General features: G+C 59.2%; 24 protein-coding genes. 8 read left to right on the plus strand and 16 right to left on the minus strand.

Going from position 1 to position 23,116, the window contains the following annotated elements:
• Positions 1-195: 195 nt before the first annotated feature.
• From AC6IY8_RS11945 to hpt, 7 genes are all read right to left on the minus strand, one after another.
• Positions 196-2,994, minus strand: coding sequence for a bifunctional YncE family protein/alkaline phosphatase family protein (locus AC6IY8_RS11945; RefSeq protein ID WP_497774711.1), 2,799 nt, complete (start codon positions 2,992-2,994; stop codon positions 196-198).
• 52 nt (positions 2,995-3,046) lie between these two features.
• Positions 3,047-3,667, minus strand: coding sequence for a uridine kinase (udk, locus tag AC6IY8_RS11950; protein WP_497774712.1), 621 nt, complete (start codon positions 3,665-3,667; stop codon positions 3,047-3,049).
• 45 nt (positions 3,668-3,712) lie between these two features.
• Complete coding sequence (locus AC6IY8_RS11955) at positions 3,713-4,594, minus strand: purine-nucleoside phosphorylase (protein ID WP_497774713.1); 882 nt, start codon at positions 4,592-4,594, stop codon at positions 3,713-3,715.
• Positions 4,591-5,823: a NupC/NupG family nucleoside CNT transporter gene (locus AC6IY8_RS11960; RefSeq protein WP_497774715.1), complete on the minus strand. Its 1,233-nt coding sequence runs from the start codon at positions 5,821-5,823 to the stop codon at positions 4,591-4,593. The genes AC6IY8_RS11955 and AC6IY8_RS11960 overlap by 4 nt, the downstream gene beginning before the upstream one ends.
• A 10-nt stretch (positions 5,824-5,833) precedes the next feature.
• Positions 5,834-7,168, minus strand: coding sequence for a thymidine phosphorylase (locus tag AC6IY8_RS11965; RefSeq protein ID WP_497774716.1), 1,335 nt, complete (start codon positions 7,166-7,168; stop codon positions 5,834-5,836).
• Positions 7,169-7,356: 188 nt separating this feature from the next.
• Positions 7,357-8,067, minus strand: coding sequence for a deoxyribose-phosphate aldolase (gene deoC / locus AC6IY8_RS11970; RefSeq protein WP_497774717.1), 711 nt, complete (start codon positions 8,065-8,067; stop codon positions 7,357-7,359).
• 78 nt (positions 8,068-8,145) lie between these two features.
• Complete coding sequence (gene hpt / locus AC6IY8_RS11975) at positions 8,146-8,661, minus strand: hypoxanthine phosphoribosyltransferase (RefSeq protein WP_497774718.1); 516 nt, start codon at positions 8,659-8,661, stop codon at positions 8,146-8,148.
• 191 nt (positions 8,662-8,852) lie between these two features.
• Between hpt and AC6IY8_RS11980 the strand changes: the two genes are divergently transcribed.
• Positions 8,853-10,460 carry an adenosine deaminase family protein gene (locus tag AC6IY8_RS11980; protein ID WP_497774719.1) on the plus strand — a complete coding sequence of 536 codons (1,608 nt, stop codon included), beginning with the start codon at positions 8,853-8,855 and terminating at the stop codon, positions 10,458-10,460.
• Positions 10,461-10,523: 63 nt separating this feature from the next.
• Here AC6IY8_RS11980 and AC6IY8_RS11985 read toward each other — a convergent pair whose 3' ends face one another.
• The 9 genes from AC6IY8_RS11985 to AC6IY8_RS12025 all read right to left on the minus strand — a co-directional run bounded on the left by AC6IY8_RS11985 (position 10,524) and on the right by AC6IY8_RS12025 (position 17,179).
• Positions 10,524-10,937: a cytidine deaminase gene (locus AC6IY8_RS11985; RefSeq protein ID WP_497774720.1), complete on the minus strand. Its 414-nt coding sequence runs from the start codon at positions 10,935-10,937 to the stop codon at positions 10,524-10,526.
• A 2-nt stretch (positions 10,938-10,939) separates the two neighbouring features.
• The gene (locus AC6IY8_RS11990; protein ID WP_497774721.1) at positions 10,940-11,917 is read right to left on the minus strand and encodes a phospholipase C/P1 nuclease family protein; all 978 of its coding nucleotides are present in this window, start codon (positions 11,915-11,917) and stop codon (positions 10,940-10,942) included.
• Positions 11,918-12,037: 120 nt separating this feature from the next.
• Positions 12,038-12,658, minus strand: a complete 621-nt coding sequence (locus AC6IY8_RS11995) for a thymidine kinase (RefSeq protein ID WP_497774722.1) — start codon at positions 12,656-12,658, stop codon at positions 12,038-12,040.
• A complete protein-coding gene (locus tag AC6IY8_RS12000; protein WP_497774723.1) occupies positions 12,655-12,876 on the minus strand; it encodes a hypothetical protein in 222 nt (73 codons plus the stop codon). The genes AC6IY8_RS11995 and AC6IY8_RS12000 overlap by 4 nt, the downstream gene beginning before the upstream one ends.
• A 76-nt stretch (positions 12,877-12,952) precedes the next feature.
• Entirely contained in the window at positions 12,953-13,429 is a 477-nt protein-coding gene (locus tag AC6IY8_RS12005; protein ID WP_497774724.1) for a nucleoside 2-deoxyribosyltransferase, read from the minus strand.
• Between the two features lie 81 nt (positions 13,430-13,510).
• A complete protein-coding gene (locus AC6IY8_RS12010) occupies positions 13,511-14,239 on the minus strand; it encodes a Sir2 family NAD-dependent protein deacetylase (RefSeq protein ID WP_497774725.1) in 729 nt (242 codons plus the stop codon).
• A gap of 10 nt (positions 14,240-14,249) precedes the next feature.
• Positions 14,250-15,134 (minus strand): alpha/beta hydrolase, encoded by an 885-nt coding sequence (locus tag AC6IY8_RS12015; protein WP_497774726.1) that lies wholly within the window; start codon positions 15,132-15,134, stop codon positions 14,250-14,252.
• Positions 15,135-15,167: 33 nt separating this feature from the next.
• The gene (locus tag AC6IY8_RS12020) at positions 15,168-16,475 is read right to left on the minus strand and encodes an ABC transporter permease (RefSeq protein ID WP_497774727.1); all 1,308 of its coding nucleotides are present in this window, start codon (positions 16,473-16,475) and stop codon (positions 15,168-15,170) included.
• Positions 16,472-17,179 (minus strand): ABC transporter ATP-binding protein, encoded by a 708-nt coding sequence (locus tag AC6IY8_RS12025; protein ID WP_497774728.1) that lies wholly within the window; start codon positions 17,177-17,179, stop codon positions 16,472-16,474. The genes AC6IY8_RS12020 and AC6IY8_RS12025 overlap by 4 nt, the downstream gene beginning before the upstream one ends.
• 308 nt (positions 17,180-17,487) lie before the next feature.
• Between AC6IY8_RS12025 and hisI the strand changes: the two genes are divergently transcribed.
• The 7 genes from hisI to hisF are packed head-to-tail and all read left to right on the plus strand — an operon-like array spanning position 17,488 to position 23,114.
• Positions 17,488-17,871 (plus strand): phosphoribosyl-AMP cyclohydrolase, encoded by a 384-nt coding sequence (hisI, locus tag AC6IY8_RS12030; RefSeq protein WP_497774729.1) that lies wholly within the window; start codon positions 17,488-17,490, stop codon positions 17,869-17,871.
• Positions 17,864-18,736, plus strand: coding sequence for an ATP phosphoribosyltransferase (hisG, locus tag AC6IY8_RS12035; protein WP_497774730.1), 873 nt, complete (start codon positions 17,864-17,866; stop codon positions 18,734-18,736). The genes hisI and hisG overlap by 8 nt, the downstream gene beginning before the upstream one ends.
• Positions 18,736-19,986 carry a histidinol dehydrogenase gene (hisD, locus tag AC6IY8_RS12040; RefSeq protein ID WP_497774731.1) on the plus strand — a complete coding sequence of 417 codons (1,251 nt, stop codon included), beginning with the start codon at positions 18,736-18,738 and terminating at the stop codon, positions 19,984-19,986. Before hisG ends, hisD begins: the two co-directional genes overlap by 1 nt.
• The gene (gene hisC / locus AC6IY8_RS12045) at positions 19,983-21,089 is read left to right on the plus strand and encodes a histidinol-phosphate transaminase (RefSeq protein WP_497774732.1); all 1,107 of its coding nucleotides are present in this window, start codon (positions 19,983-19,985) and stop codon (positions 21,087-21,089) included. The genes hisD and hisC overlap by 4 nt, the downstream gene beginning before the upstream one ends.
• Positions 21,086-21,700: an imidazoleglycerol-phosphate dehydratase HisB gene (hisB, locus tag AC6IY8_RS12050; protein ID WP_497774733.1), complete on the plus strand. Its 615-nt coding sequence runs from the start codon at positions 21,086-21,088 to the stop codon at positions 21,698-21,700. Before hisC ends, hisB begins: the two co-directional genes overlap by 4 nt.
• Complete coding sequence (gene hisH, locus AC6IY8_RS12055) at positions 21,700-22,320, plus strand: imidazole glycerol phosphate synthase subunit HisH (protein WP_497774734.1); 621 nt, start codon at positions 21,700-21,702, stop codon at positions 22,318-22,320. The genes hisB and hisH overlap by 1 nt, the downstream gene beginning before the upstream one ends.
• Entirely contained in the window at positions 22,317-23,114 is a 798-nt protein-coding gene (gene hisF / locus AC6IY8_RS12060; protein WP_497774735.1) for an imidazole glycerol phosphate synthase subunit HisF, read from the plus strand. Before hisH ends, hisF begins: the two co-directional genes overlap by 4 nt.
• Positions 23,115-23,116 lie beyond the last annotated feature (2 nt).

Consider the following 23,116-nt stretch of genomic DNA (forward strand, 5'->3'; position numbering starts at 1 on the left):
CCAACTCGGCATAGATTCCGCCAAACGAGGGCGGATGTGGGGCATCCGGTTCGAGGTGGTTGACCTGGGGCGGTGGAGGAGATTGGAAGGGCGGCTGGGATCCTTCGCTTCGCTCAGGATGACCTTAAGAGCAGGAACAAGGTCAACGACCCCACCCTAAACTCGCGCTGTGAATCTAAAGGGTGGGGCACCTTGCTAGTCGTCATCCTCGTCGCGTGAGGCGGGAAAGACGGTGTGGCTAGGCTTGGGCATGCGCTTCTTACCCATCGTTGCACGCCACAGGATGGCGTTGAGCTTCGTGGCGTCTGCCTTGTCTTCGGTGCTGAAGTCGAGCTTGGCACTTTCCTTGGCGTCTTTGTTATCAGCAGGGTTGGTCTCGTAGAGGCTGCCATCACTCTCGTGGCGGCGGTCGGCGTCGAACGCAGGCTGGTCGCCAAGGCCGGCGAAGAGTCCAGCGATGGGCGCGGCCTGGGCATCGTTGTGACTCATGGGCGGCATGCCAAGCAGATCCTCAATGGTGCGGATCATACTCACGGTGGTGTAAAAGCCGTGCTCGAGCACGGGCTTGGAGCCGCGAGGCGCGTACCTGCTGATGACGAGCGCGATGGAACGGTGAGCATCGACGTGGTCGGGACCGTTCTGACCATCGTCTTCGAGCACGAGGATGGCAGTGTCATCCCAATAAGGCGAGTGAGAGACGGCTTCGACGACACGACCGAGCGCAAGATCGTTGTCCTTGAGCGATGCTTGCGGCGTGGGCATTCCCGCCTTGGTGCCGAAGGTGTGATCGTTGGGCAGGCGCATGACGACCAGGTTTGGCAGCTCGTTGGCTTCGTCGTGAGCGTTGCGGGCGGCAACGAATTCGCGGAACTCGCGCAGGAATTCATCGGCACGAAACTGGTCGGGATATTCGAGGCGGAAGTCGGCAAAATGCGGATCGAAGTGATCGACGAGCTCGGGCTTTGTGGCGACGTTGCGCGAGATGAGAGGGATGTTCCACGGCCAGGGGCTTGGGGCTCCGGGTGTATTGCCCATGAAGGGCGGCAGTGGTTCGCCTTTGGCTGCCACCTTGCGCTCGCAGGAGGCGACGGTGGTTCCGGTGGATGCGGGTGAGGTGGAAGGTACGGGCTGATTGCACCACTCGGTGTTTACGAATTCGCCGTAGTGACGATAGGTGAGGTGAGCGCGGGCGGCGTTTGCCCATAGGTATCCGGTGGAGGGCTCATCGACGTCGGTGATGTGCTGAAGGAGCGGATACTCGCCGTTGACGACGCCTTCGAAATCGTACGGGCGCTGGCCGTTGCGATAGTTGATAGGCCAGATCTTTTCGGTGTAGTCGCTGGTAATGGCCGCAGTGGACCAGACGTGGCCGTTGCCGCTGATTTCGCCAGAATCGTAAAAATTGTCGAGCACGCCGAACTGACGCGCGAGCTTATGGTGGTTGGGCGTGATGTCCTCGCCGAACATGGTGAGCGAAGGATCGCCGTTGCCGACCTCAAGATCGCCGAACATCTGGTCGTAGGTGCGATTTTCCTTGATGACGTAGATGACGTGGCGAATGGGATTCGCGGTGTGTCCGCTGTTGCGGAAGTCGAGCTTGGGCTGGCTTTCCTCGATGAGATTGTTGCGCATGACCGATGCGGAATAGGCAGGCAGCTTTGCAGCGATTTCCTTTTCGGCGAGACGGGCGACGGAGCCATGAGTGAGGTCGGCGATGTACTTCCAGCGCTTCTTGGTTTTTCCGTTGGTAGTTGGGTCGGGGATGTTTCCGTTGGGACCGGTTCCCTGCCCTTTGCCGCTGCCGACGACAAGATCGCCGGAGGCAAAGGCGAGCGCGGTGGGATAGTACTCGGTGGGGATGAAGCCTAAGGGTTTTTCAAGGCGCGAAGGCGTATGCGTGGGAAGCACTGCGACGGAATTTGTACCGGCTTCGGCGACGTATAGATCGCCACGAGGGCTGAGCGCGAGGGCGTTGGGATAGGCTCCTCCGGCACGCTGCCGGGGCAGGCGCACGTTGATGCGCGAGATAACTTTGGAGGTCGCGGTGTCGAAGGCGACAACTTCATCGAGATTGGCGAGCGTGACGTAGAGGGTATGCGTAGTGGGCTCGAATAGCATCGCCGTGGCATGCGCCGAGGAGGTGGGAGAGCCCTGAGGCGTGTCGAGTTCAATGCGATGGACCACGCCGGTATCAAGGTCGAGTTGCGCGATGGCAGCGGTGTTCCAGAGGCTGACCCATGCGCGAGAATGGCCGTCGCTGACGACTGTGTATGGAAGGGTTGCGGGAATCCATTCGTTGCGCGAGTCGCTGACGTCGAAGGTCTTGAGGATCGCGCCGGACTGAGCGTTGATGAGCCAGACCTGATCGCTGAGGTTTCCGGCGACGAGAAGGCTTTCGGGGAGGCTGTCGTGTGCGGGGACGACGGCGAGGCCCGCGGGATAGGCAATCATGCGGCCCTTGCCCAACGGCGAACGACCAGGATACTTGCGTCCTTCGGGAAGTTTCTGTGGCGAGATTTTGATGAATCGGCTTGGTGCGAGTTTGCCGTCGCGGAACGAGTACACGGCGATGCCGCTTCCGGTGTCGCCAGGCTTGGTGCCTTCGGAGTCGGTGAGCGAGGCGACGGAAGCGTAGAGTTCATCGCCTCGGGAGCTGAAGGAGAGTCCGAAGAAGTAGGTCTGCTTGAGCTTGGGGCGGAGACGCTCGTCAGCAATATCGGTGAGCTGATTGGTCTTGCGATCGAGCAAGGTGATCGATTGGCCCATGTGGGACTCGGTGGTGCCGAATCCGGCGTTGAGAAGGGCCACATAGCGCTGATCGGGCGAAACGGCGGCCGCAGTGGGGAGACTGTTGATGCGGCGCGGTGAGCCGGGCGCAGGCGTGAACAGGACCTTGCTGCTGGGTAGCTGAATCTTTGCGGTTGCAGGGGCAGGCTGCTGTGCGGCGCAGATGGCGCAGGCAGATAACACAAGGGCGGCGATTGCTTTCTTCACCACGCTCCTCCAAAGTTGGCGCCGATAGGCGCAGAAGCTATGTCCGGAAGACTTAGTGGCCGGAATTCATTTCGGCACCGCGGCGAACGTGACGTAATACTTCGTCCACCTCATGTTCGATGTTGTCGTTGCCGGTGACGACGATGTCGGCGTGGGCCCGCGCGGGATACACGTACTGCTTCGCCATGGGCGCAACGGTGGTGTGGTACTGCTCGAGCACACTCTCGCGGGTGCGTCCGCGCTCGCGGATATCGCGCTCGATGCGGCGCTCAAGGCAGATCTCTTCGCCGAGATCGACGAATACGGTGGTTCCCATCAGCTTGCGTAACTCTTCCCAGTAGAGCGCGAACAGACCCTCGATGATGACAAAGGGGCGCGGACTGAGTTCGAGTGTCTCGGCAGTGCGGGTGTGGGTAGTGAAGTCGTACACGGGGCGTGCGATGGTTTGGCCGGCGTGCAACTGGCGCGCATGCTCGAGCAAGAGAGCGGAGTCGAGCGCGGCTGGGGCATCGAAGTTGTAGTGGGCGCGCTGCACAAGGCTAAGGTGGTCTAACTCGCGATAGTAAGAATCCAGATGAAGCAATGCAGCGTCCAGCTTTTCAGCCAGATGCTGTGCGAGATAGCTCTTGCCTGCACACGACGGTCCTGCAACTCCGATGAAATAAGGCTTCATGTCCCTACATCCCTGCAAAAATAAGCGCCTCGAAAGGCCGTGGTGCTAGCCGGCTGCCCCCACCATTCTGGGGAGAACCGCAGTGAGTAACTTGATGAATGTACCGCGAACGCGCTCGCCTGTTTCGAGCACTTCCTGGTGATTGATCTCTTTATCGGAGAGTCCGGCGGCCATGTTGGTGACGCAGGAGATCGCAAGCACGTCGATTCCCATGTGCCGCGCCACGATAACCTCGGGTACGGTGGACATGCCGACCAGGTCGGCTCCGATGGTGCGCAGGTAGCGAATCTCGGCAGGAGTTTCGTAGCTGGGCCCGGCAAGCGCGGCGTAAACGCCTTCCTGCAGGTCGATGCCAAGCTCGCGCGCTGCTTCCAAGGCAATGGAGCGGAACCGGCGCGAGTAGGCCTCTCCCATGGCGGGGAAGCGCGGGCCGAAGCGGTCGTCATTGGGACCATTCAGGGGATTGGAGCCCTGCAGGTTGATGTGGTCGCTGAGCAGGACGAGCGCGCCCTGAGCATAGGCCGAGTTGATGCCTCCGGCAGCGTTGGTGAGCACGAGACTTTTGATTCCGAGGCGGCCAAGCACGCGTACGGGGAAAGCGGCTTCGCGGCTGCTATAGCCCTCGTACTGGTGAACACGGCCCTGCATGGCAAGTACGGTGAGATTGCCCATCTTGCCGACGACCATGCGCCCGGCGTGTCCGATGGCGGTGGAACGTGGGAAGTTGGGAATGTCGCCGTAAGGAATCACCACGGCATCCTGCAGGCTGTCGCCAAAAGCTCCAAGGCCGGAGCCGAGCACAACGGCAACGTCAGGCTGGCCGAGGTGCGATTTCTTCGCGAGTTGAACGCGGATCACCATGGCAGCCGATTCGGCGCGGGTGTACTCGTCCAAGGCCAGGTGCTTTACATCCGCGTGCGTACTCATAGAAGAACTCCCACGATGCAGGCCGACATGAGATTGGCCATGGTTCCGGCAAGCATGGCCTTGAAGCCGAGCTTTGCCAGGTCGGTGCGGCGCGAGGGCGCCAGAGCGCCAAGGCCGCCAATCTGAATTCCGATGGAGCTGAAATTGGCAAATCCGCAAAGGGCGAACGTTGCAATGGTAAACGAACGCGGGTCCAGTGCGACTCTCTGCGGGCCAAGCATGGAGAACGCAACCAACTCATTCAGCACCATGCGGGTTCCGAGCAGATTTCCGATGGCAAGACAATCGTGCCACGGTACTCCGATGATAAAGGCAATGGGAGCGAAAAGGACTCCGAAAATCTTCTCGAGGCTGGCGGGGAACCAGTTGATTCCGTGATGCGCAAGGGCATTGTGCGTGCCACCCAGAAGCGAGTTGATGAGGAAGATGATCGCCAGGAACGAGATGAGCATGGCGGCAACGTTGAGTGCCAGTCCGAGGCCGTCGCTGGTGCCTTTGGCTGCGGCTTCAAGCACGTTGCTGGCCCGCTCTTCCTTCGGCAACTCGGCTCCGCCAGCGGTTTCGGGAACCTCGGTTTCGGGGACAAGAATTTTCGCGACGGTGAGAGTTCCAGGGGCGGTCATGATGACCGCAGCAAGCAGGTGCTCGGGAGCAACTCCGGTGGCGATGTAGGCAGCCATGATGCTGCCGGAGACGTGCGCCATTCCGGCCGTCATGACGACCATGAGCTCCGATTGAGTGAGCCGGGCGAGGAAGGGGCGGATGGTGAGCGGAGCTTCCGTCTGGCCCATGACGATGGAGGCGGCGATGTTCAGCGACTCGGCGCCGCTGGCTCCCATGGTCTTCTCCATCACCACGGCAACGACGCGAATGATGAGCTGCATGATGCCGAAGTAGTACAGGATGGAGAAGAATGCCGCGATGAAGATGATGGCCGGCAATACCTGGAAGGCGAACATGAAACCGAGATTCGAGTTCTGAGCTCCAGCCTCGCCGAAGACGAACTTGGAACCAGCGAAGGAGCAAGCGAGCAGGCGTTTTGCGCCTTCACCGGCCTTGGCGATCGCCAGCTGGCCCCACCAGACCTTGGTGACGAAGACCGCAAAAACCACCTGCAACCCGACACCAATGGCGACCACGCGCCAGCGGATCGCTTTGCGGTTGGTTGAAAACAGCCAGGCGAACGCCAGCAACAACAGCAGTCCCAATACTCCAGTGAATCGTCCCATTACTTCCCTCTCAAATCCGGGTTACAGCAGACTTGCCTTCGATCACCTTGTGAATGAGCGGGCGCGGTTCCGGCTGGTAGTCGGCGATGCGGTAGGCATCGGCAATCACGGTTTTCGCCTCGGCGAAGCGTTCGGCAGAGTTGTAATGCACGGTGCAGAGCGGCTCTCCGGCGGTGACCGGGTCGCCGACTTTCTTGTGCAGCACGATACCGACGGCAGGATCGACCGCGTCTTCCTTCTTGAAGCGGCCTCCGCCGAGAATGACTCCGGCGATGCCGATGCGCTCGCACTCGATGGCCGTGACATAGCCGCTGGTAGCGGCGGGAATGTGTTCGCGGTGCGCGGTCTGCGGCAGCAAGGCGAGGTCGTCGATGGAGCGCACATCTCCGCCCTGTTCCACAACCAGCTCGTGGAAACGCTCCAACGCCCGCCCACTGCGAATGATTTCGGCGGCAAGAGTGCGTCCCTTGTCCTTATCTGCGGTGCGTCCACCGAGATAGAACATCCAGCCGCAGAGCTCAAGCGTGAGCTCCAGGAGGTCTTCGGAGCCCTCGAACTCGCCTCGGAGGATGTTTACGCACTCCACGACCTCGAGCGCGTTGCCAACGTAGCGTCCGAGAGGTTGATCCATGTCGGTGATGAGGGCGACAACTTTCTTGCCCATGCGTTCGCCGGTTTCGACCATCAGGTCGGCAAGGAACTCGCTGTCCTTCGGGTCCTTCATAAACGCGCCGGAGCCGGTTTTTACGTCGAGCACCAGCGCATCGATACCCTCGGCCATCTTTTTGCTCATGATGGAGGCGCAGATGAGATTCGGGCTCTCGACTGTGCCGGTGACGTCGCGCAGGGCGTACAGCTTTTTGTCCGCAGGCGCGAGGTCCTCGGTCTGGCCGATCATGGCGCAACCGACCTTGGCGAGAATGCGGCGGAATTCGTCGAGTTGGAGATGAACGTTGAAGCCGGGAATAGCTTCGAGCTTGTCGAGCGTGCCGCCGGTGTGACCGAGTCCGCGGCCGCTGACCATGGGAACGTTGACGCCTCCGGCGGCCACGATGGGCGCCAGGATGAGCGAGGTCTTGTCGCCCACGCCTCCGGTGGAGTGCTTATCAACCTTGCTTCCGGGAATCTCCGAAAAGTCGAGGACCTGGCCCGAGCGCAGCATGGCATTGGTGAGCGCCGCGGTTTCCGCACGACTCAGGCCTCGTAGCAGCGATGCCATAAGAAATGCAGAGACCTGGTAGTCGGGGAGTTCGCTACGCGTGTAGCCGGAAACGATGAATTCAATCTCTTCGCGCGACAGTTCTTTGCCATCGCGCTTTTTGCGAATCAATTCGACAAAAAGCATGGGAGGCCAATCCGGGACTAACGAGTCCCGCAGACGTGTACATGAGTCAGATTGAGCTTATCGCAGGCTGGAACTTAGGCAAAGCAGATTCTTGAACTCTGGATGCCGGACGCAAAAAGAGCGGGCCATACCGCAAAGGGTACAGCCCGAAGAAAGAGTGCATGTCTTGTCTTACTTAGTTGCCCATATTACTGCGCTCCAAGTTCCTTGACAATGGCAACGCTGGCACTGGCACCTACGCGATTGGCTCCGGCCTCGACCATGCCCAGCAAATCAGCGGCGGTGCGAATGCCTCCGGCAGCCTTGACGCCGATTTTGTTACCAACAACGCCGCGCATGAGTGAAACGTCGGCGGCGGTGGCTCCGGCGGTGGAAAATCCGGTTGAGGTCTTCACAAAATCGACTTCGGCGGCAGCGGCAAGCTGGCAGACGAGAATTTTTTCTTCCGTCGTGAGCAGAGCCGTCTCGATGATGACCTTGAGCAGCGCGCCGGAGCGATGACAGAGGTTGACCAGCGATTGCATTTCCATCTGCACCAGGTCGCGGTCGCCGCTCTTGAGCGCGCCAACGTTGATCACCATGTCGAGTTCGGTGGCTCCCAGGCGCAGGGCATCGCTGGCCTCGGCAAGCTTCGAGGTGGAGGTGGTGGCTCCCAAGGGGAACCCGATCACGGTTCCGACCACGACGGACGTGCCGTGCAACTCGGCCTTGCACTGGGCAATATTCGACGGATTTACCATGACGGAATAAAAGCCATACTCGGCGGCTTCGCGGCAGAGTTTTGAGACCTGCTCGCGCGTGCCTTCCGGTTTTAAGAGGGTATGATCGATGAGCTTTGCCGCCATGCGCCAATCATTGCGAACCGCTTCGGCAGAGGGATTCAAACTGATCGTAGACATCCTGATTACCTGCTTCGACCGGACCACCCGGCCTTACATCTGATTTTGGACCCTTGGTAGTGTACGACTGCGAACGGCTTAAGGCACCACGCAAATATCCGCCAAATTGCGATAGCGCTCGGCATAATCCATCCCGTAGCCTACGACGAATTCATCGGGAATCTCGAACCCTACGTAGTCGGCGTAGATGGGCTGCTGGCGGCGGCATCGCTTATCGAGAAGAGCGGCGATCTTGAACGCCTTGGGATGGTGCGCCAGGATCATTTTCTTGAGATACGTCATGGTGAGGCCGGTATCGAGAATGTCTTCGACGAGGATGACATTCTTGCCTTCCATGGACTGATCGACGTCTTTCATCAGCTTCACCTCGCCACTGTTTTTCTTCTGATTGCCATAGCTGGACACAGAGATGAAGTCGAAAGTGGCATCAAGGTCGATCTGACGTGAAAGATCGCTGAGGAAAAGCGCGGCGCCTTTGAGGACTCCGACCAGAACGACAGGCTCGCCAGCGAAATCCTTTGAAATCTGCTTACCCAACTCGCAGACACGAGCGGCGATCTGTTCACGAGAAAAAAGCACTTTAAGTTCGGACACGATGATCTGCTCCAAAAACGGCATTGAATCGGAAACGGGGAAAGGGGATAGTAGAAGGTCTCAGCAAAAGTTTCAAGCCTGCAGTTGCAGTTCGTCTGTATGTGACTTCGGTGCGCGACCGGAAGTGCGGTTCCGCGATATGATGCAAAGGTTCCACTTACAAAGGGGCAAACCTGCCCCTGGAGGAAGTCATGCGCCGGCGTAGCGCGGGACCATTTCCCACATTTTTCCTTATAACTCTCCTCACCTTCAGTGCCTATGGGTCGCAGATTCAGGTTTTCAAGAATGCGCCGGCCCGGCCAGCGACGGCAGCTCCCCAGATTGCCAAGGAAAAGCAGCAGGCTGAGCCTCGCGCTGAGGAAACTCCCGAGGCACGCACGGAAAAGGCTCTGAACGAGGCACGGAGCAATACCGGAGCGCTCTACGCAATGCTGAAGGAGATGCCCAAGGGCGGCGATCTCCACAACCACATCACCGGCGCTGTGTATGCCGAAAGCCTCATCCGATTTGCAGCCGAGTCGCAGCTCTGCATTGATCGCACTTCCCTCGCACTGACCGCATCGCCCTGCCAGCCGAACCAGGCGGAAGCACGACAGGCACTAACAGACCCGGATCTGTATCAGCAACTGATCGACGCATGGTCCATGAGAGAAATGAAGCCGGGAATGAACGGCCACGATCACTTCTTCGAAACCTTTGAGAAGTTTCACCTGGCGACGGAACCGCACATGGGGCAGATCCTGAGCGAGGTCACGAGGAGGGCGGCGGACGGCAATGTGCAATACCTGGAGCTGATGCTTTCACCAGATCACGGGCGCGCGGCAACACTCGGCAACAAACTCGGGTATGAGCCGGATTTCAACATCATGCGCCAGAAGCTGCTGGCAGCAAACTTCTCGGACGCCGTTGAGGAAGCCCGCAAGACTCTTGACAGCATGGAGCAAAGCAAGAACTCGGAGTTGCATTGCGCGACCGAAGGCGAGATTCCGCATAGCCCCTGCTCGGTGCATGTGCGCTACATCTACTCGGTGGGAAGGGCGGCAAAACCGGCGTCTGTCTTTGCGCAATTGCTGATGGGGTTTGAGTTGGCGCACCGCGATGCGCGCGTGGTGTCGGTCAACCTGGTGCAGCCCGAAGATTGGTACGTTCCGATGCACGATTTCCACCTGCACATGCAAATGGTGAACTACCTCAAGGGCGTATATCCTGCGGTGCACGTCACGCTGCATGCCGGTGAACTGCGGGCAGGACTGGTGCCTCCTGATGGGTTGCGCTCGCACATTCGCGAGTCGGTCGAAATCGGCAAGGCCGAGAGGATTGGGCATGGCGTGGATGTGATGTACGAAGAAGAGCCGCATGAATTGTTAGCCGTGATGGCGCGGCGCAATGTGATGGTGGAGATTTGCCTGACATCGAATGAGGGCATTCTGGGAGTGCGCGGCCGACAGCATCCGCTGGCAATGTATCTGAAAGCTGGTGTGCCGGTGGCACTGGCGACAGACGATGAGGGCGTCTCCAGGTCGGAGATGACGAAAGAGTTTGAACACGCCGTTCTGGACCAGGGACTCGATTACATCACGCTGAAAAAGATGGTGCGCACCAGCATGGAACATTCGTTCCTGCCCGGCGTAAGCCTGTGGAGCGATGGTCACAGGTTCATTCCTGTGCGCGAGTGTGCCAATGAGAAGCCCCTGGGAGCAGCGAGCGTTGGATGCTGGAAGTTTCTCAACACCAGCGAGAAGGCGCGTGAGCAGTGGCGACTGGAACACCGGCTGGCGGAGTTTGAGACGAAGTTCTAGGGATGCACATGGAAGCGAAAGGCCGCTCGATGAGCGACCTTTTTTGCATTGTGGATCGCTTCGTTATCTCAGACGAAAGCCTTCCGGGAGCATGTCTCTCGCAAGCGTCTGCGCGATATGGCCGCTGTGCGCGCGGTAGATCACGACGGCTTCCGGGCCGAATTCGAAGATGACCTGGCGGCAGGCTCCGCAGGGCGAGCAGATGGCGCCCTCGCGATTCACTACGGCTACTGCTGCAAGATCACGCTCGGAGCTGAGTGCTCCGGCGGCAACTGCTGAAAAGATGGCGGTGCGCTCGGCGCAGTTGGTGAGGCCGAAAGAGGAATTCTCGACATTGCAGCCGATGAATACCTCGCCACGCTGCGTGAGAATGGCCGCGCCTACCTGGAACTTGCTGAAGGGCGCATAAGCATGCTCTGCGGCCTCGTGCGCCTTCGCAAGCAATTGGTCAATTTGCTGTTGGGTCAACTCTGCCATCTCTACTTCACCTCGGCCGGAGCCGCCTTCTTCTCTTTGGGTGCGTTGCAAATGCGAGGCTCGCGACGCTCGGCGCGCCAGGGCTCGGGGTCTTTGGCGGAATCGATCCATGCGGTGTACCACATGTTGAGCAGCATCTGCGAGCCGCGGCCAAGTTGCTGGCGGATGAACTCGCGCGACTCGGGTGTTCCGTGGCCGTCGAATCCGCAGTTCTTCTCGAGTTCGTAGGCCTGCTCGATCTTGGCTCGCGATTCGCGGAGATAGGCGATGTAGTCGTCGAAGGGATGCTCGAGGTGCTTCGGCGCGCCGACGAGATGGTTGACGCGAGTGACCTCGGGGTTCGCGTTCACAAAAGTCGTTTCCATCTTCGAATGAACGTCGTGAGCGGTGGTGTAGCCGTTCGGGTTCGGACCGGTCCAGCCGTTGTATTGGATGGAGGTGTGCATCGGGTTGGAGCCGTCGCCAACGTAGTGTCCGAGCCATGCGGCGTAGAAGATAGCATTGGACTCAGCATCGGCGGTCGAGCGGCCCTCTGCCTGCGCGTGACGGTACTCGCGGAAGGCGACCTTGAGGCGATCGAAAACTTCAATCGTGATGTAGGGCTGGAAGCCGATCTTTTCAGGCTGCGGCACGTCGGTGCCGGGATGCTGTGCGCGATAGTCGTACACGGCGGCGATGAACTTGTAACGATCGGGCGGAAGCTGCTTCATCCAATCGACATACTCGATATCGATGAAGTGATCGGGGGCCTGCGCGTCATTGAGCGGCTTCTCAAGGTTGGAGCGCCAGCGGTCAGGCTCGGGGCCGTCCCACGCAATGTGATTGGAAGCCGCCTTCAGGAACTGCGGCATGTCGGCAGAAACCTTTTCGGCAGCAGCGCGATTGATGGTGGTGTGTCCTGCATCACCCCATCCAGGGGCCAACGTTGGCACGAGCGTGGCCGCCGTAACGATGGTCAAAACAATGAGAAGTTTTCGCATAGAGTTCGATTGGAACTCTAGCACCGTGAGGTGAATTTTCAAAGACAAGGAATGTTGCGATGTCGAACACAAACGAAAGCCCGCCGGAAGCGGGCTTTGGTAAATGTCGATTTCGGCGAACTACTTGACGGCGCCGCGTCCCATGGCTGCCGATGCGGACTCGCGTTGCTTGACGAGGTTGGCAATGTTCGGCTCGAAGCAGCGACGGCAGCGGGCTTCATACATTCCGGCCGCACCAACGACGACAAGCTCGTTGCTTTCGACCAGGCGCTGCGTATGCTTGGCCGGATTGCCGCACTGCATGCAGATGGCGAGCGTCTTCTGAATCTCGTCGGCTACGGCAAGCAGCTCGGGCATGGGATGGAATGGACGCCCGAGGTAGTCGGTATCGAGTCCGGCGATAATGACGCGCTTGCCCATGTCGGCGAGGCGAACTGCCAGATCAACGATGCCTTCGCCGAGGAATTGCGCTTCATCGACACCAATGACTTCGCTGCGCCAGTCGAGTAGAGATTCCATTTCCTTGGCATCGCACACGCACTGACTGGAAATCTTGAAATCACTGTGGCTGACAATCTGATCTTCCGAGTAGCGCTTGTCCACGCCGGGCTTGAAAATCTGTACGCGCTGGCGCGCGATCTCCGCTCGGCGAAGGCGTCGAATCAGCTCTTCGCTCTTGCCGCTGAACATGGGACCGCACACAACCTCGATCCAGCCGATAGTACCCTTGGTGAAATTCATTTCGACAATCCCTTACGCACCTGCCACCATGCGTAACTAAAAAATATCGCCAACACCCACGAGATGCCGATAAACAGCATTCGCACCCAGCCAGCGGTGAGCCCCTGCACCAGGCCGATGGCCCCGGCAAGAGCCGCAATCCACCACAGCACGGCCACAAAGCCGAGACGGCGACGCGCACCAGCCACTGTCTTCGGGTCGAGTTCCGACTGCGTCATGCCTTCACCTCTAAGTTGCGAGTGCACGGCAAAAAGGACAGCACGTTTCAACTGCCGGAGAGCATTGTCTCACGCATCAGGCGTAGGCTAGTTCTCGCGAGCGCTTCTGGACCAAAAATTCGAACAACTCCTCGAAACTCGCAAAAACATGCGAGGCACAGCCCAGGACCCAGCCGCTCACCTGATCGTGCGGCACCTTGGTGACCAGGTAAACAGGAACGCCGCGCCGATAGGCAACCGTAAGTTCGCCTTGTGTGCCAGCACCCTTGCCCGCGTGCTCGTCCCAATAAGCGACCAGAGCGTCGCAGCGCTCCTCAACCCAGTCGAGATCGTATTGAATGATCTTGCGGATGGTCTGCTGGAAACGGGGAAGATCGGTCTGCTTCCAGCCGCGGAATTCGAGGACTTCCTGTTCGGTCAGGTCTTTTTTCTCGTCGAGTGCGGGATCGTAAACTTCGTGCCCAAGCTCGTAGAGAAAACGCGTGACCTCAGCCCGCCATGCTTTGCCATGATCGGGGGAGTATTCAATCGCACCACATAAATAAATCAGCATTTGAGGGGGCCCGCCAATATTGGCAGGAAAGCTGATTGTCGTTCGCCACGTGGCCCGAGGTCAACCCCAATCTGCTGTGCATCACGCGAATAATTGCGGCAGGACCTCTCCGGCAGGGCCTTCAAACACCTTAGTGAATGCCGCGGCGTTGGCCGGATGCTCGGGGCCAACGTAGTAAGTTCGCACGGGCGCTTCTCCGGAAGTGAATCGCTCGTTGGCAAAGTGCACGAAGCTCGCTGCCGGTTGCACAACGCCGGAAGTGCCCACGACGAGCATCACAGTACAGCGATTCAGCTCTTCGAAAATGCGCTCCATGTGGTGAGGGACTTCTCCGAACCAGACAATGTTGGGGCGGATGCGTCCACCACAGCCGCAGAACTGGTGGTCGGCGCGGGACTCGAACAACGTGGTGTCATGGTAGGGATCGAGGGTGCAACTGTCGCAGCAGCTTTCAAAGAGCTCTCCATGCATATGCACGAGGTTGCGCGAGCCGGCACGCTCGTGCAGATTATCGACGTTTTGTGTGCACAGGAAGAAGCGATCACCAAGTTTGCGTTCAATCTCGGCGAGAGCCTGATGCGCTGCGTTCGGCGCGGCGTCGGCGGCGGCCTTGCGTCGAAGAGAGTAGAAACGCCAGACGCGCTCGGGATCGCGTTTCCACCCGCGCGGTGAGGCGACGTCTTCTATGCGCTCGTCTTCCCAGAGCCCATCGGAGCCGCGAAATGTGGCGAGTCCGCTTTCGGCGCTGACTCCGGCTCCGGTTAGCACAAACACATGGTCATCATCGTGGAGTTTGATTCGATTCTGCATTGTCACAATTCTAATTTGCGCGAAGACCCTTGGACTGAGCTTCGAGAGCGGCTGGAAGATGCTCGAGCACGAACGGCCAGTCGTGTCCGCCGGGGTAGATGTGTGCCTCGTGCGGAACGCCGTGCGCGGTGAGCAGCTTGTTCAACGCCTCTGTGCCTACGTTAAAGCCATAGCGGTCGTGCTCGCCACAATCGAAGTAGATCGTCAGGCGCTTGAGAGCCGCAACGGGCGCAGTGCGCTCAAGGTAGAACGCGGAGTTCTTCTCGTAGAAAGACATGTCGGGCGGAGTGCCGAACAAGGAATTGAGCAAGCGCTGTTGCGACTCCTGAAGCGGCTGATTGGGCAGGTGCTGGATGAGCGCAGGCATGTTGGCGCTGACGGCAGTGAACTTGTCGGGAAACTTGAATGCATAATGCAATGCCCCGAAGCCGCCCATGGATACGCCCATGATTCCGCGCTGCGAGCGCGTGGTTCCGACCCTATACTTCTTCTCCATTGCGGGGAGGAACTCCTGCAGGAAGAAGTCTTCGTAACGGAAGCGGCCATCGTGCGAATTGATGTAAAACGACACGAACCCGGCAGGCGCGATGACGACGAACTCACCAATCTTGCGCTCACGCATGAGTCGGTCGTAGATGGACCAGCCGCCCAGGTTCACAAGCGATTGCTCGTTATCTCCAAGGCCGTGCAGATAATAGGTGACCGGGTACTTCCGCGAGGCGTCCTGCGCGTAGCTGGGCGGAAGCATCACGCAATAGGGCACTTCGCGGGTGAGGATTTTGCTCTGAAAAGTGGAACACTCGACCTTGCTCTTTGCCGCGCCGGACTGGGCAAAGTTCAACGACGACACAAGACAAACAACCGCGACTAAAAACAAACGACGGACAGCCTTCATTTCTCTCCAAAACAAAATTGACATTTATCAATATCACTCATAGCGCAGTGCCTGCACCGGATCGAGGCGCGCAGCACGCGCGGCAGGGTAGATTCCAGCGACGATGCTGACGAGCACGGCAAAACCGATGGCTCCGGCGATGAGCCAGACGGGCACGGACCATAGATTTTCGGCCGGCATTTTCATTCGATGCAGATAGAGGTTGGTGCCGAAGTTGATGGCGCGGCCAATGATCCATCCCAGTCCGACGCCGAGTGCGCCGCCGATGAGCCCCATGGTCGCGGCCTCGGCGAAGAACAATTTCTGCACGTCGCGGTCGCTCGCGCCAAGGGCTTTCATGATGCCAATTTCGCGCCGACGTTCAAGCACCGCCATTACCAGGGTATTCACAATGGCGAGCGAAGCCACGGCCAGCGCAAGTGAGCCGAAGATGCCGAGGAACATGTCAAGCACGGCGAAGAAGCGGCGCATGCTCTTGGTGGCATCGAGATAGGAGTAGGCTGCGTAGTTCATCTTCTTCACCGATTCTTCGACTTTCTCGGCGTACGTGGCGGACTTCATGCGCACGGTGAGCATGGTGTAGGTGCGTGCGCCGGGAGCAGATCGCACGAGTTGCTGCGTGTCGCCGGGCTGCATGAGGTTCATGGCCTCGGCGGTCTGCGTCGGCAAGAATATGCGGGCACGGCTGATCATGCGCATGCCCCCGAAGGGCTCTTCATCGAGGATGCCGACGATGGTGAACGGCTTCTCCTTGCGCTCGATGCTGAAGCTGCCGCCGTCACCGCTCTGGCGCTCCGCATAGCGGATGGTGAGAGTCTTGCCCAACAGCGAGTCGGAGTTCTGCGGATCGAGCTTCTTCGCGAAGTCGCGCTGGAGCAGAACCTCATTGGCGTTGGCGGAGTTGAAGAACCGTCCCTTCACTTTTTCAACGGACTCTTCGTCGCGCGCCGATTGCGGCAGTCCGGCGAGAAGCGTGAAGTTTGTCTTGCCGCCGTAATCCACCTCGGCGGTGGCGCGCACCTCGGGGGAGACCTCTTCTACTCCGGGCAGGGCCGCGATTCTTGAGCGAGCTTCGTCGTTGAGCAGCGGCATCTCTTCCGGCTTGGTATCGGCGTTCTCGTCGGCGTTGCGAATATCAGACTTGCTGGTGACGAAGACGGTCTGGAACATGCCCGATTTCATGAGCTGGTGATTGGCGAAGCCCTGCAATCCGATTCCGAGCGAGAGCATGGCCACGAGCGAGGCCACACCTACGGCGATGCCTACCGTAGTCAGAAAATTTCGCAGACGCGCGTTGCGCATGTTGCGGGCGGCGAGTTCCATCAGGTCCTGGCGGATCATCGCAGCACCTCGATGTTGGAGAGCTTGCCGTCGGCCATGTGCAGTGACTTGCTCGCGTAGCGTGCGGCGAGAGATGGGTCGTGCGTGACCATCAAGACGGTGACTCCCATTTTCTCGTTCAACTCGCGCAGCAGAGTCATGACCTCCTGCCCGTTGTGGCTGTCGAGATTGCCGGTTGGCTCATCGGCGAGCAGCACGGAAGGACGATTGGCGAGAGCGCGGGCGATGGCTCCGCGCTGCTGTTCGCCTCCGCTGAGCTCTGAAGGTTTGTGGCTGGCGCGATGAGCAAGGCCAACGTTGGTCAGCAACTCCATGACACGGTCCCGGCGTCCGCTGCGTGCCGTTTCGGCGAACCGTAATGGAAGCTCGATGTTGTCGGCCAAGGTCATTGTGGGCACGAGGTTGAAGCTCTGGAAGATCATGCCTACGGTGAGCCGCCGGTAGCGGGCGAGGGCTTCGGAATCCATGGTGCTGAGGTCGCGCCCGTCCACAATGATGCTCCCGGCGCTGAGGCGGTCAAGCCCGGCCAGCAGGTTGAGCAGCGTGGATTTTCCTGATCCCGAAGGTCCAAGCAGCGCTGCGAACTCTCCCCGCCCGATGGTGAAACTCACGTCGTCCACCGCGCGAACTGTGGTTTCGCCCATGGTGTAGTAACGGCTGGCGCTGCGAGCCTCAATGGCGGCCGTGCCTGTCTCTTCGCTCATTCTTCCCTGCTTCCTGCTGTAGGAATTCCTACATTATTGGACGCAACACTTAGAAATACGGCGCAAGGATCGTTGTAGTTCTGCGGTTTCGCCGGAATCGGCGCTTTTTGCGTTGACCTTGGATGTGCACTCTGGTTAGGATGATTGCAAATGTCAACTCTGCTGCATCATCGCCATCACCATCATCACCATACGGCGATTGTGTCGGCGGAGGGGCGTGGAAACCTGTAAAAGGCAATCATCCAAGCACTGGCCCGCTGGCGCAATCAAATCCAGCGGGTTTTTTCTTTTTCATCCGCGGCCTTTGAATGCACCAGGTTAGCCAGTCTAGAGAAGGAACAACAATGCAGATCGATTTCGAAAAAATGGGGGGACTCGCCCCGGCCATCGTTCAGGACGCAGACAACGGAGAAGTCCTGATGGTGGGTTTCATGAACCAGGAGGCGCTCGAGAAGACGCTTCAGACCGGCTACGTCACGTTCTACAGCCGCACCCGGAACAAGCTGTGGACCAAGGGCGAAACAAGCGGAAACCGCCTGCGCCTGACCTACGCCGCGACCGACTGCGACAATGACACAGTGCTGTGTAAGGTGCGTGTGGAGGGCGATGGATTGGTGTGCCACGAAGGCACGCGCTCCTGCTTCACGAAGCCGATGACGATCGCCACCAGCTCGGAGGTTTCCAATGGGTAAGATTCGCCTTGGAATTCCGAAGGGCTCGCTGCAGGACGCAACCATTGGATTGTTTGCCGCTGCCGGGTTCAAGATCTATGCCAACGGCCGCTCGTACTTCCCTTCTACGGACGATCCTGAGTTGGAGTGCATGTTGATCCGCGCGCAGGAAATGGCGCGCTACGTTGAGCAGGGCGTACTGGATGCCGGACTTACCGGGTTGGACTGGGTGGTCGAAAGCGGACGCAAGGTTGAGACCGTGTGCGACCTGATTTACGCCAAACAGAGCCGCGGCAAAGTGAAGTGGGTTCTTGCCGTTCCTGAAGACTCCGACGTCAAGCGCGCTGAAGACCTGGAAGGCAAGACGATTGCCACCGAACTGGTCGAGGTCACGAAGAACTACTTCGCTTCAAAGAACGTGAATGTGCAGGTTGATTTCAGTTGGGGCGCGACTGAAGTGAAGCCTCCGATGCTGGCCGATGCCATTGTCGAAGTCACCGAAACCGGAAGTTCGCTGCGCGCGAATCGCCTGCGCATTGTCGAGACCGTGCTCGAATCAAACACTCTCGTCATCGCGAACAAGAAAGCTTATGCCGATGGCTGGAAGCGACAGAAGATCGACAACATTGCGCTCATGCTGCAAGGCGCTATCGCAGCTCAGGGGCGGGTGGGATTGATGCTCAATGTGCAGCAGAAAGATTTGCAGTCAGTACTGGCCGTGCTGCCTGCTCTGAACTCTCCGACGATCTCGCAACTCAGCAACTCGGAGTGGGTCGCGGTAAACACAATTCTGGAAGAAACCGTAGTGCGCGACGTGATTCCGCAGCTGAAAGCGGCGGGCGGTACGGGTATCGTTGAATATCCGCTGAACAAGGTGGTGATGTAATGAAGCTCCTCAGTGGTGAAGAGGCGGCGCAAGCCGTAGCCTCGCTCGCCCATCGTTACGAAAAGTTCGATCCGGCGGTGGAGAAGATGGTCGCCGAGATCGTGGGCAAGGTCCGCAGCGGTGGCGATGCTGCGCTGCTCGACTACGCGCGCAAATTCGATGGACTCGCGCCGGGAGCCTCCATTCGCGTCTCGGCCGAGGAGATGCAGGCGGCGCTCGGCATGGTGAGCGAGGGTTTCATTCGCGCCATTGAGACAGCAGCAAAGAACATTCGAAACTTTGCCGAGTGGCAACTGCCTCGCCCCTGGATTCGCACGATTCATCCCGGGCTGAGGGTAGGACAGGCGATTCGCCCTCTGGATTCGGTAGCCTGCTATGCGCCGGGAGGACGTTATCCTCTGCCCTCTACCGTGCTGATGACGGTGATTCCCGCGCAAGTGGCGGGCGTAAAACGAATTGCGGTGGCATCGCCGCGTCCCGCGGCAGAAACGCTGGCGGCGGCAGCACTGATCGGCGTGACCGAGTTCTACCGCATCGGGGGCGCACAGGCAATCGCGGCATTCGCCTATGGAACGGAAAGCATTCCGCGGGTGAACAAGATTGTCGGCCCGGGAAACACGTATGTAACTCTGGCGAAGAAACAGGTTGCGTTCGACTGCGGCATCGACTTCCTCGCGGGTCCCACTGAGATTGTTTATTGCGCGACGGACGGCAATCCTGAGTTCATTGCGAGCGACATGGTGGCGCAGGCGGAGCACGATCCTGAGGCGCTGGCCATTTTTGTTACGGCAAGCACAAGGCTTGGAAAGTCCGTCATCAAGCAGGCAATGGCGATGGCTGAGAACAACGAGATCGCGAAGCAATCGCTCGCCGCGCGGGGAGTGGTGCTGGTGGCAAAGAGCCGCAAGCAGGCTCTCGAGTGGACGAACGAACTCGGCGGCGAGCACGTCAGTGTTCCTCCCGAGGACGTGTACAGCATTACATGCGCAGGTTCGATGTTCCTGGGCGACTACACGGCGCAATCGATTGGCGACTACGCGAGCGGACCGAATCACACGCTGCCGACAGGAAATGTGGCGCGCTATCGCGGTGGGTTGAATGTGATTGATTTTGTCCGCATCATCACCGTACAGGAAGCGAATCGCAAAGGGCTGGAAAAGATTGCGCCCACGGTGACTTTGCTGGCGGAAGCCGAGGGCCTGAAAGGGCACGCGGCAAGCGTCACGGTGAGGCTGAAGAAAACACGATGACCAGGTTGCGTGCGCGTCGGACGGTGGAAACCCTGAAGGAGTATCACCCTCCGCTGGGAGGCCGCGAGGGACTGCGCCTCGATTTCAATGAGAACGTGGATGGATGCTCGCCTCGCGTGCTCGATGTGCTGCACTCGATCACGCCGGAAACGCTGAATCGCTATCCCGAGCGCGATCCGGGCGAACAGGCGGCAGCGCGTCATCTGGGTGTTGCAGCGCAGAATGTTCTGCTGACAAATGGAGTTGATGAAGCGATTCACCTGCTGGCTGAAACCTATCTCGAACCCGGCGACGAGACGCTGATCGCGGTGCCGACATTCAGCATGTATGAGATTTATGCGCTGGCAACGGGCGCGACGGTGCGCACAGTGCAGTCGCCGGAGAGCCTCGAGTTTCCGGCTGAGGCGCTGCTGAAAGCGATCACCCCGAAGACGCGCATGATCTGCGTGGCGAATCCGAACAATCCTACGGGCGCGACGGCCACACGCGAACAACTGCTGGCGATTGTGAACGCGGCTCCCGACGCGGCTGTGCTGATCGACGAGGCTTACATTCACTTCGGCGGCGAGAGTGTGATGGACCAGATCGACAGGATTGACAATTTGTTCGTCAGCCGCACATTTTCCAAAGCGTATGGACTCGCGGGTTTCCGGTTGGGGACGCTTGTAGGCTCGACGTCGCAGATGAAGATGCTGCGCAGGGTGGCCTCGCCTTACAACGTGAATGGCATTGCGCTCACCTGCCTGAGCGCGGCGCTCAACGATAGCGAATACATTGCAAGCTACATCGCGCAGGTTCTCGAAGGGCGCAGCAGCCTGGAAGGTTTCTACCGCGAACGCAATATTCCTTACTGGCCATCGCAGGCGAATTTTGTGCTGGCTTACTTCGGCGAATATCGCACGGCGTTTGTGAACGAAATGCGGAGACGCGGAATTCTGGTACGCGATCGCAACAGCGATCCCGGATGCCAAGGCTGTGTGCGCATTACGCTCGGAAATCAGTTGCAAACACAGCGTTTGTTGCGTGAGCTGCCCGAGGCACTCGAAAGCATTGGATTTATTCCGCAGCCGCGTCCAACACTGACCGCCAAGGAGGCACAATGACCCGCGCAGCGAACACCACTTTGCCCCGGGGCGCAGAACTGGAACGCATCACCACCGAAACACAGATCGTGATCGCCCTGAATATCGATGGCACCGGCATTTACAAGGTCGAAACGGGTATTCGGTTCTTCGATCACATGCTGGAGTTGTTCACCCGTCATGGCGGATTTGACCTGGCGCTGGCGTGCCGTGGCGATCTCGATGTCGATCAGCACCACACGGTAGAAGACGTGGGGATCGCACTGGGCGAGGCATTCGACCGCGCACTGGGCGACAAGAAAGGCATTCTGCGAGCGGGATACTTCCTGATGCCGATGGATGAGACGCTAGGCATAGCGGCGGTGGACATGAGCGGTCGCGCGGCATGCGTGGTGGACACGAAGGTTCGCGTGCGGCTGGTGGGTGATCTGCAAAGCGAGTTGGTCTTCGACTTCTTTGAGGGCTTTGCGCGCGGGGCACGCGCCAATGTTCACCTGAAGACGATGTATGGTCGCTCGAACCATCACAAGATCGAGGCGCTGTTCAAAGCATTTGCGCGCGCACTGCGCGTGGCGTGCAGCAAGGATCAACGGCTGGCCGAAATGCTTCCGTCGACCAAGGGGCTGCTGTGATGGTTACGCTCATTGACTACAAAGCCGGGAACCTGACCAGCGTGCGCAAGGCCTTCACCTACCTGGGAGAAGAGTCGGTCATTACCGACGATCCCGACGAGGTGCGAAAGGCCGAAGCACTGGTGCTGCCCGGCGTAGGCCACTTCTGCACGACGGAGCGGCTGGCCTCGAGTGGCGTACGCGATGCGGTGAATGAAGCGATTGAGCGCGGCACGCCGTTTCTGGGCATTTGCGTGGGAATGCAATGGCAGTTTGCAGGATCGACCGAGTCTCCGGAGACCGCAGGGCTGGCGCTGTTTGAAGGCTCGTGCGAGCGCTTCCAGACGAAGCTCAAGGTTCCGCATGTGGGATGGAATCAGATTCGGCGCACGACAGGCGGAGCAAAGTCGCGACTGCTACAGAATGTGCCAGATGACAGCTTTGTTTATTTCACGCACTCGTACCGCGCACCGGTGGTAGAGGGAGTTTCGGCGGTGACGACCTACGACGAAACGTTCGCTGCCGCAGTTGAGCGCGACAATGTTTTCGGTGTGCAGTTTCATCCCGAAAAATCTGGCGACACTGGACTTTGCATCTTGAAGAACTTCTGCAGCTACGCCGCGGAGAGGAAATCGCGATGAGTACAGGAATTACGAAGCGAATCATCGCTTGCCTCGACGTGACGAACGGCCGCGTAGTGAAGGGCGTCCAATTTCTGGACCTGATCGACGCTGGCGATCCTGCGGAACTGGCGCATTTACACGCCACCAGTGGAGCGGATGAAATCGTACTGCTCGACATCACTGCGACCAGCGATGCGAGACCAATTCTGATTGATGTGGTGCGGCGCACGGCACGGCAGATGTTTGTGCCCTTCACCGTGGGTGGAGGCGTGCGCTCGCTGGAAGATGCTGGAGCGCTCTTCGATGCCGGGGCCGACAAGATTAGCATCAACTCGGCGGCGATCAAGAATCCCGAGATCATTACCGAAATCGCCGAGCGGTTCGGGTCGCAGGCGGTCATCGTCGCAATAGACGCCAAGCGCAAGCCCGATGCGGATGTATCGGCAGAAGGCAAGGTTCCCGCCGAGGTTTATCTGGCTGGCGGCCGCATTGCCACTGGGCGAGACGCGGTGGAGTGGGCACGCGAAGCAGAGTCCCGGGGAGCGGGAGAGATCCTACTGACCTCGATGGACTGCGATGGTACGCGCAACGGATTTGACTGCCCGCTAACGGCCGCGGTGGCTACGGCGGTGAACATTCCCGTGATCGCCAGCGGCGGCGCGGGTACGGGCGGGCACTTTGTGGACGTGTTTAAAGCCGGATGCGCCGACGCGGCGCTGGCCGCTTCCATTTTCCATTTCGGTATTCACGATGTGCGCGAACTCAAGGCACAACTGCAGAGCGAAGGCATTCCGGTTCGCCTTCCCTGCTAAGT

The sequence above is a fragment of the Koromonas soli genome (assembly GCF_059726265.1).

What these genes read in the sequence shown, in the direction of transcription:
- AC6IY8_RS11985 (WP_497774720.1), bottom strand. Translation starts at nt 10,937, where the DNA reads ATGGCAGAGTTGACCCAACAGCAAATTGACCAATTGCTTGCGAAGGCG.
- deoC (WP_497774717.1), bottom strand. Translation starts at nt 8,067, where the DNA reads ATGTCTACGATCAGTTTGAATCCCTCTGCCGAAGCGGTTCGCAATGAT.
- hisB (WP_497774733.1), top strand. Translation starts at nt 21,086, where the DNA reads ATGACCCGCGCAGCGAACACCACTTTGCCCCGGGGCGCAGAACTGGAA.
- hisC (WP_497774732.1), top strand. Translation starts at nt 19,983, where the DNA reads ATGACCAGGTTGCGTGCGCGTCGGACGGTGGAAACCCTGAAGGAGTAT.
- AC6IY8_RS11990 (WP_497774721.1), bottom strand. Translation starts at nt 11,917, where the DNA reads ATGCGAAAACTTCTCATTGTTTTGACCATCGTTACGGCGGCCACGCTC.
- AC6IY8_RS12005 (WP_497774724.1), bottom strand. Translation starts at nt 13,429, where the DNA reads ATGCTGATTTATTTATGTGGTGCGATTGAATACTCCCCCGATCATGGC.
- AC6IY8_RS12000 (WP_497774723.1), bottom strand. Translation starts at nt 12,876, where the DNA reads ATGACGCAGTCGGAACTCGACCCGAAGACAGTGGCTGGTGCGCGTCGC.
- hisD (WP_497774731.1), top strand. Translation starts at nt 18,736, where the DNA reads ATGAAGCTCCTCAGTGGTGAAGAGGCGGCGCAAGCCGTAGCCTCGCTC.
- AC6IY8_RS12010 (WP_497774725.1), bottom strand. Translation starts at nt 14,239, where the DNA reads ATGCAGAATCGAATCAAACTCCACGATGATGACCATGTGTTTGTGCTA.
- AC6IY8_RS12025 (WP_497774728.1), bottom strand. Translation starts at nt 17,179, where the DNA reads ATGAGCGAAGAGACAGGCACGGCCGCCATTGAGGCTCGCAGCGCCAGC.
- AC6IY8_RS11955 (WP_497774713.1), bottom strand. Translation starts at nt 4,594, where the DNA reads ATGAGTACGCACGCGGATGTAAAGCACCTGGCCTTGGACGAGTACACC.
- hisG (WP_497774730.1), top strand. Translation starts at nt 17,864, where the DNA reads ATGGGTAAGATTCGCCTTGGAATTCCGAAGGGCTCGCTGCAGGACGCA.
- AC6IY8_RS11965 (WP_497774716.1), bottom strand. Translation starts at nt 7,168, where the DNA reads ATGCTTTTTGTCGAATTGATTCGCAAAAAGCGCGATGGCAAAGAACTG.
- hisH (WP_497774734.1), top strand. Translation starts at nt 21,700, where the DNA reads ATGGTTACGCTCATTGACTACAAAGCCGGGAACCTGACCAGCGTGCGC.
- AC6IY8_RS12020 (WP_497774727.1), bottom strand. Translation starts at nt 16,475, where the DNA reads ATGATCCGCCAGGACCTGATGGAACTCGCCGCCCGCAACATGCGCAAC.
- hisF (WP_497774735.1), top strand. Translation starts at nt 22,317, where the DNA reads ATGAGTACAGGAATTACGAAGCGAATCATCGCTTGCCTCGACGTGACG.
- AC6IY8_RS12015 (WP_497774726.1), bottom strand. Translation starts at nt 15,134, where the DNA reads ATGAAGGCTGTCCGTCGTTTGTTTTTAGTCGCGGTTGTTTGTCTTGTG.
- udk (WP_497774712.1), bottom strand. Translation starts at nt 3,667, where the DNA reads ATGAAGCCTTATTTCATCGGAGTTGCAGGACCGTCGTGTGCAGGCAAG.
- AC6IY8_RS11995 (WP_497774722.1), bottom strand. Translation starts at nt 12,658, where the DNA reads ATGAATTTCACCAAGGGTACTATCGGCTGGATCGAGGTTGTGTGCGGT.
- AC6IY8_RS11980 (WP_497774719.1), top strand. Translation starts at nt 8,853, where the DNA reads ATGCGCCGGCGTAGCGCGGGACCATTTCCCACATTTTTCCTTATAACT.
- hisI (WP_497774729.1), top strand. Translation starts at nt 17,488, where the DNA reads ATGCACCAGGTTAGCCAGTCTAGAGAAGGAACAACAATGCAGATCGAT.
- AC6IY8_RS11960 (WP_497774715.1), bottom strand. Translation starts at nt 5,823, where the DNA reads ATGGGACGATTCACTGGAGTATTGGGACTGCTGTTGTTGCTGGCGTTC.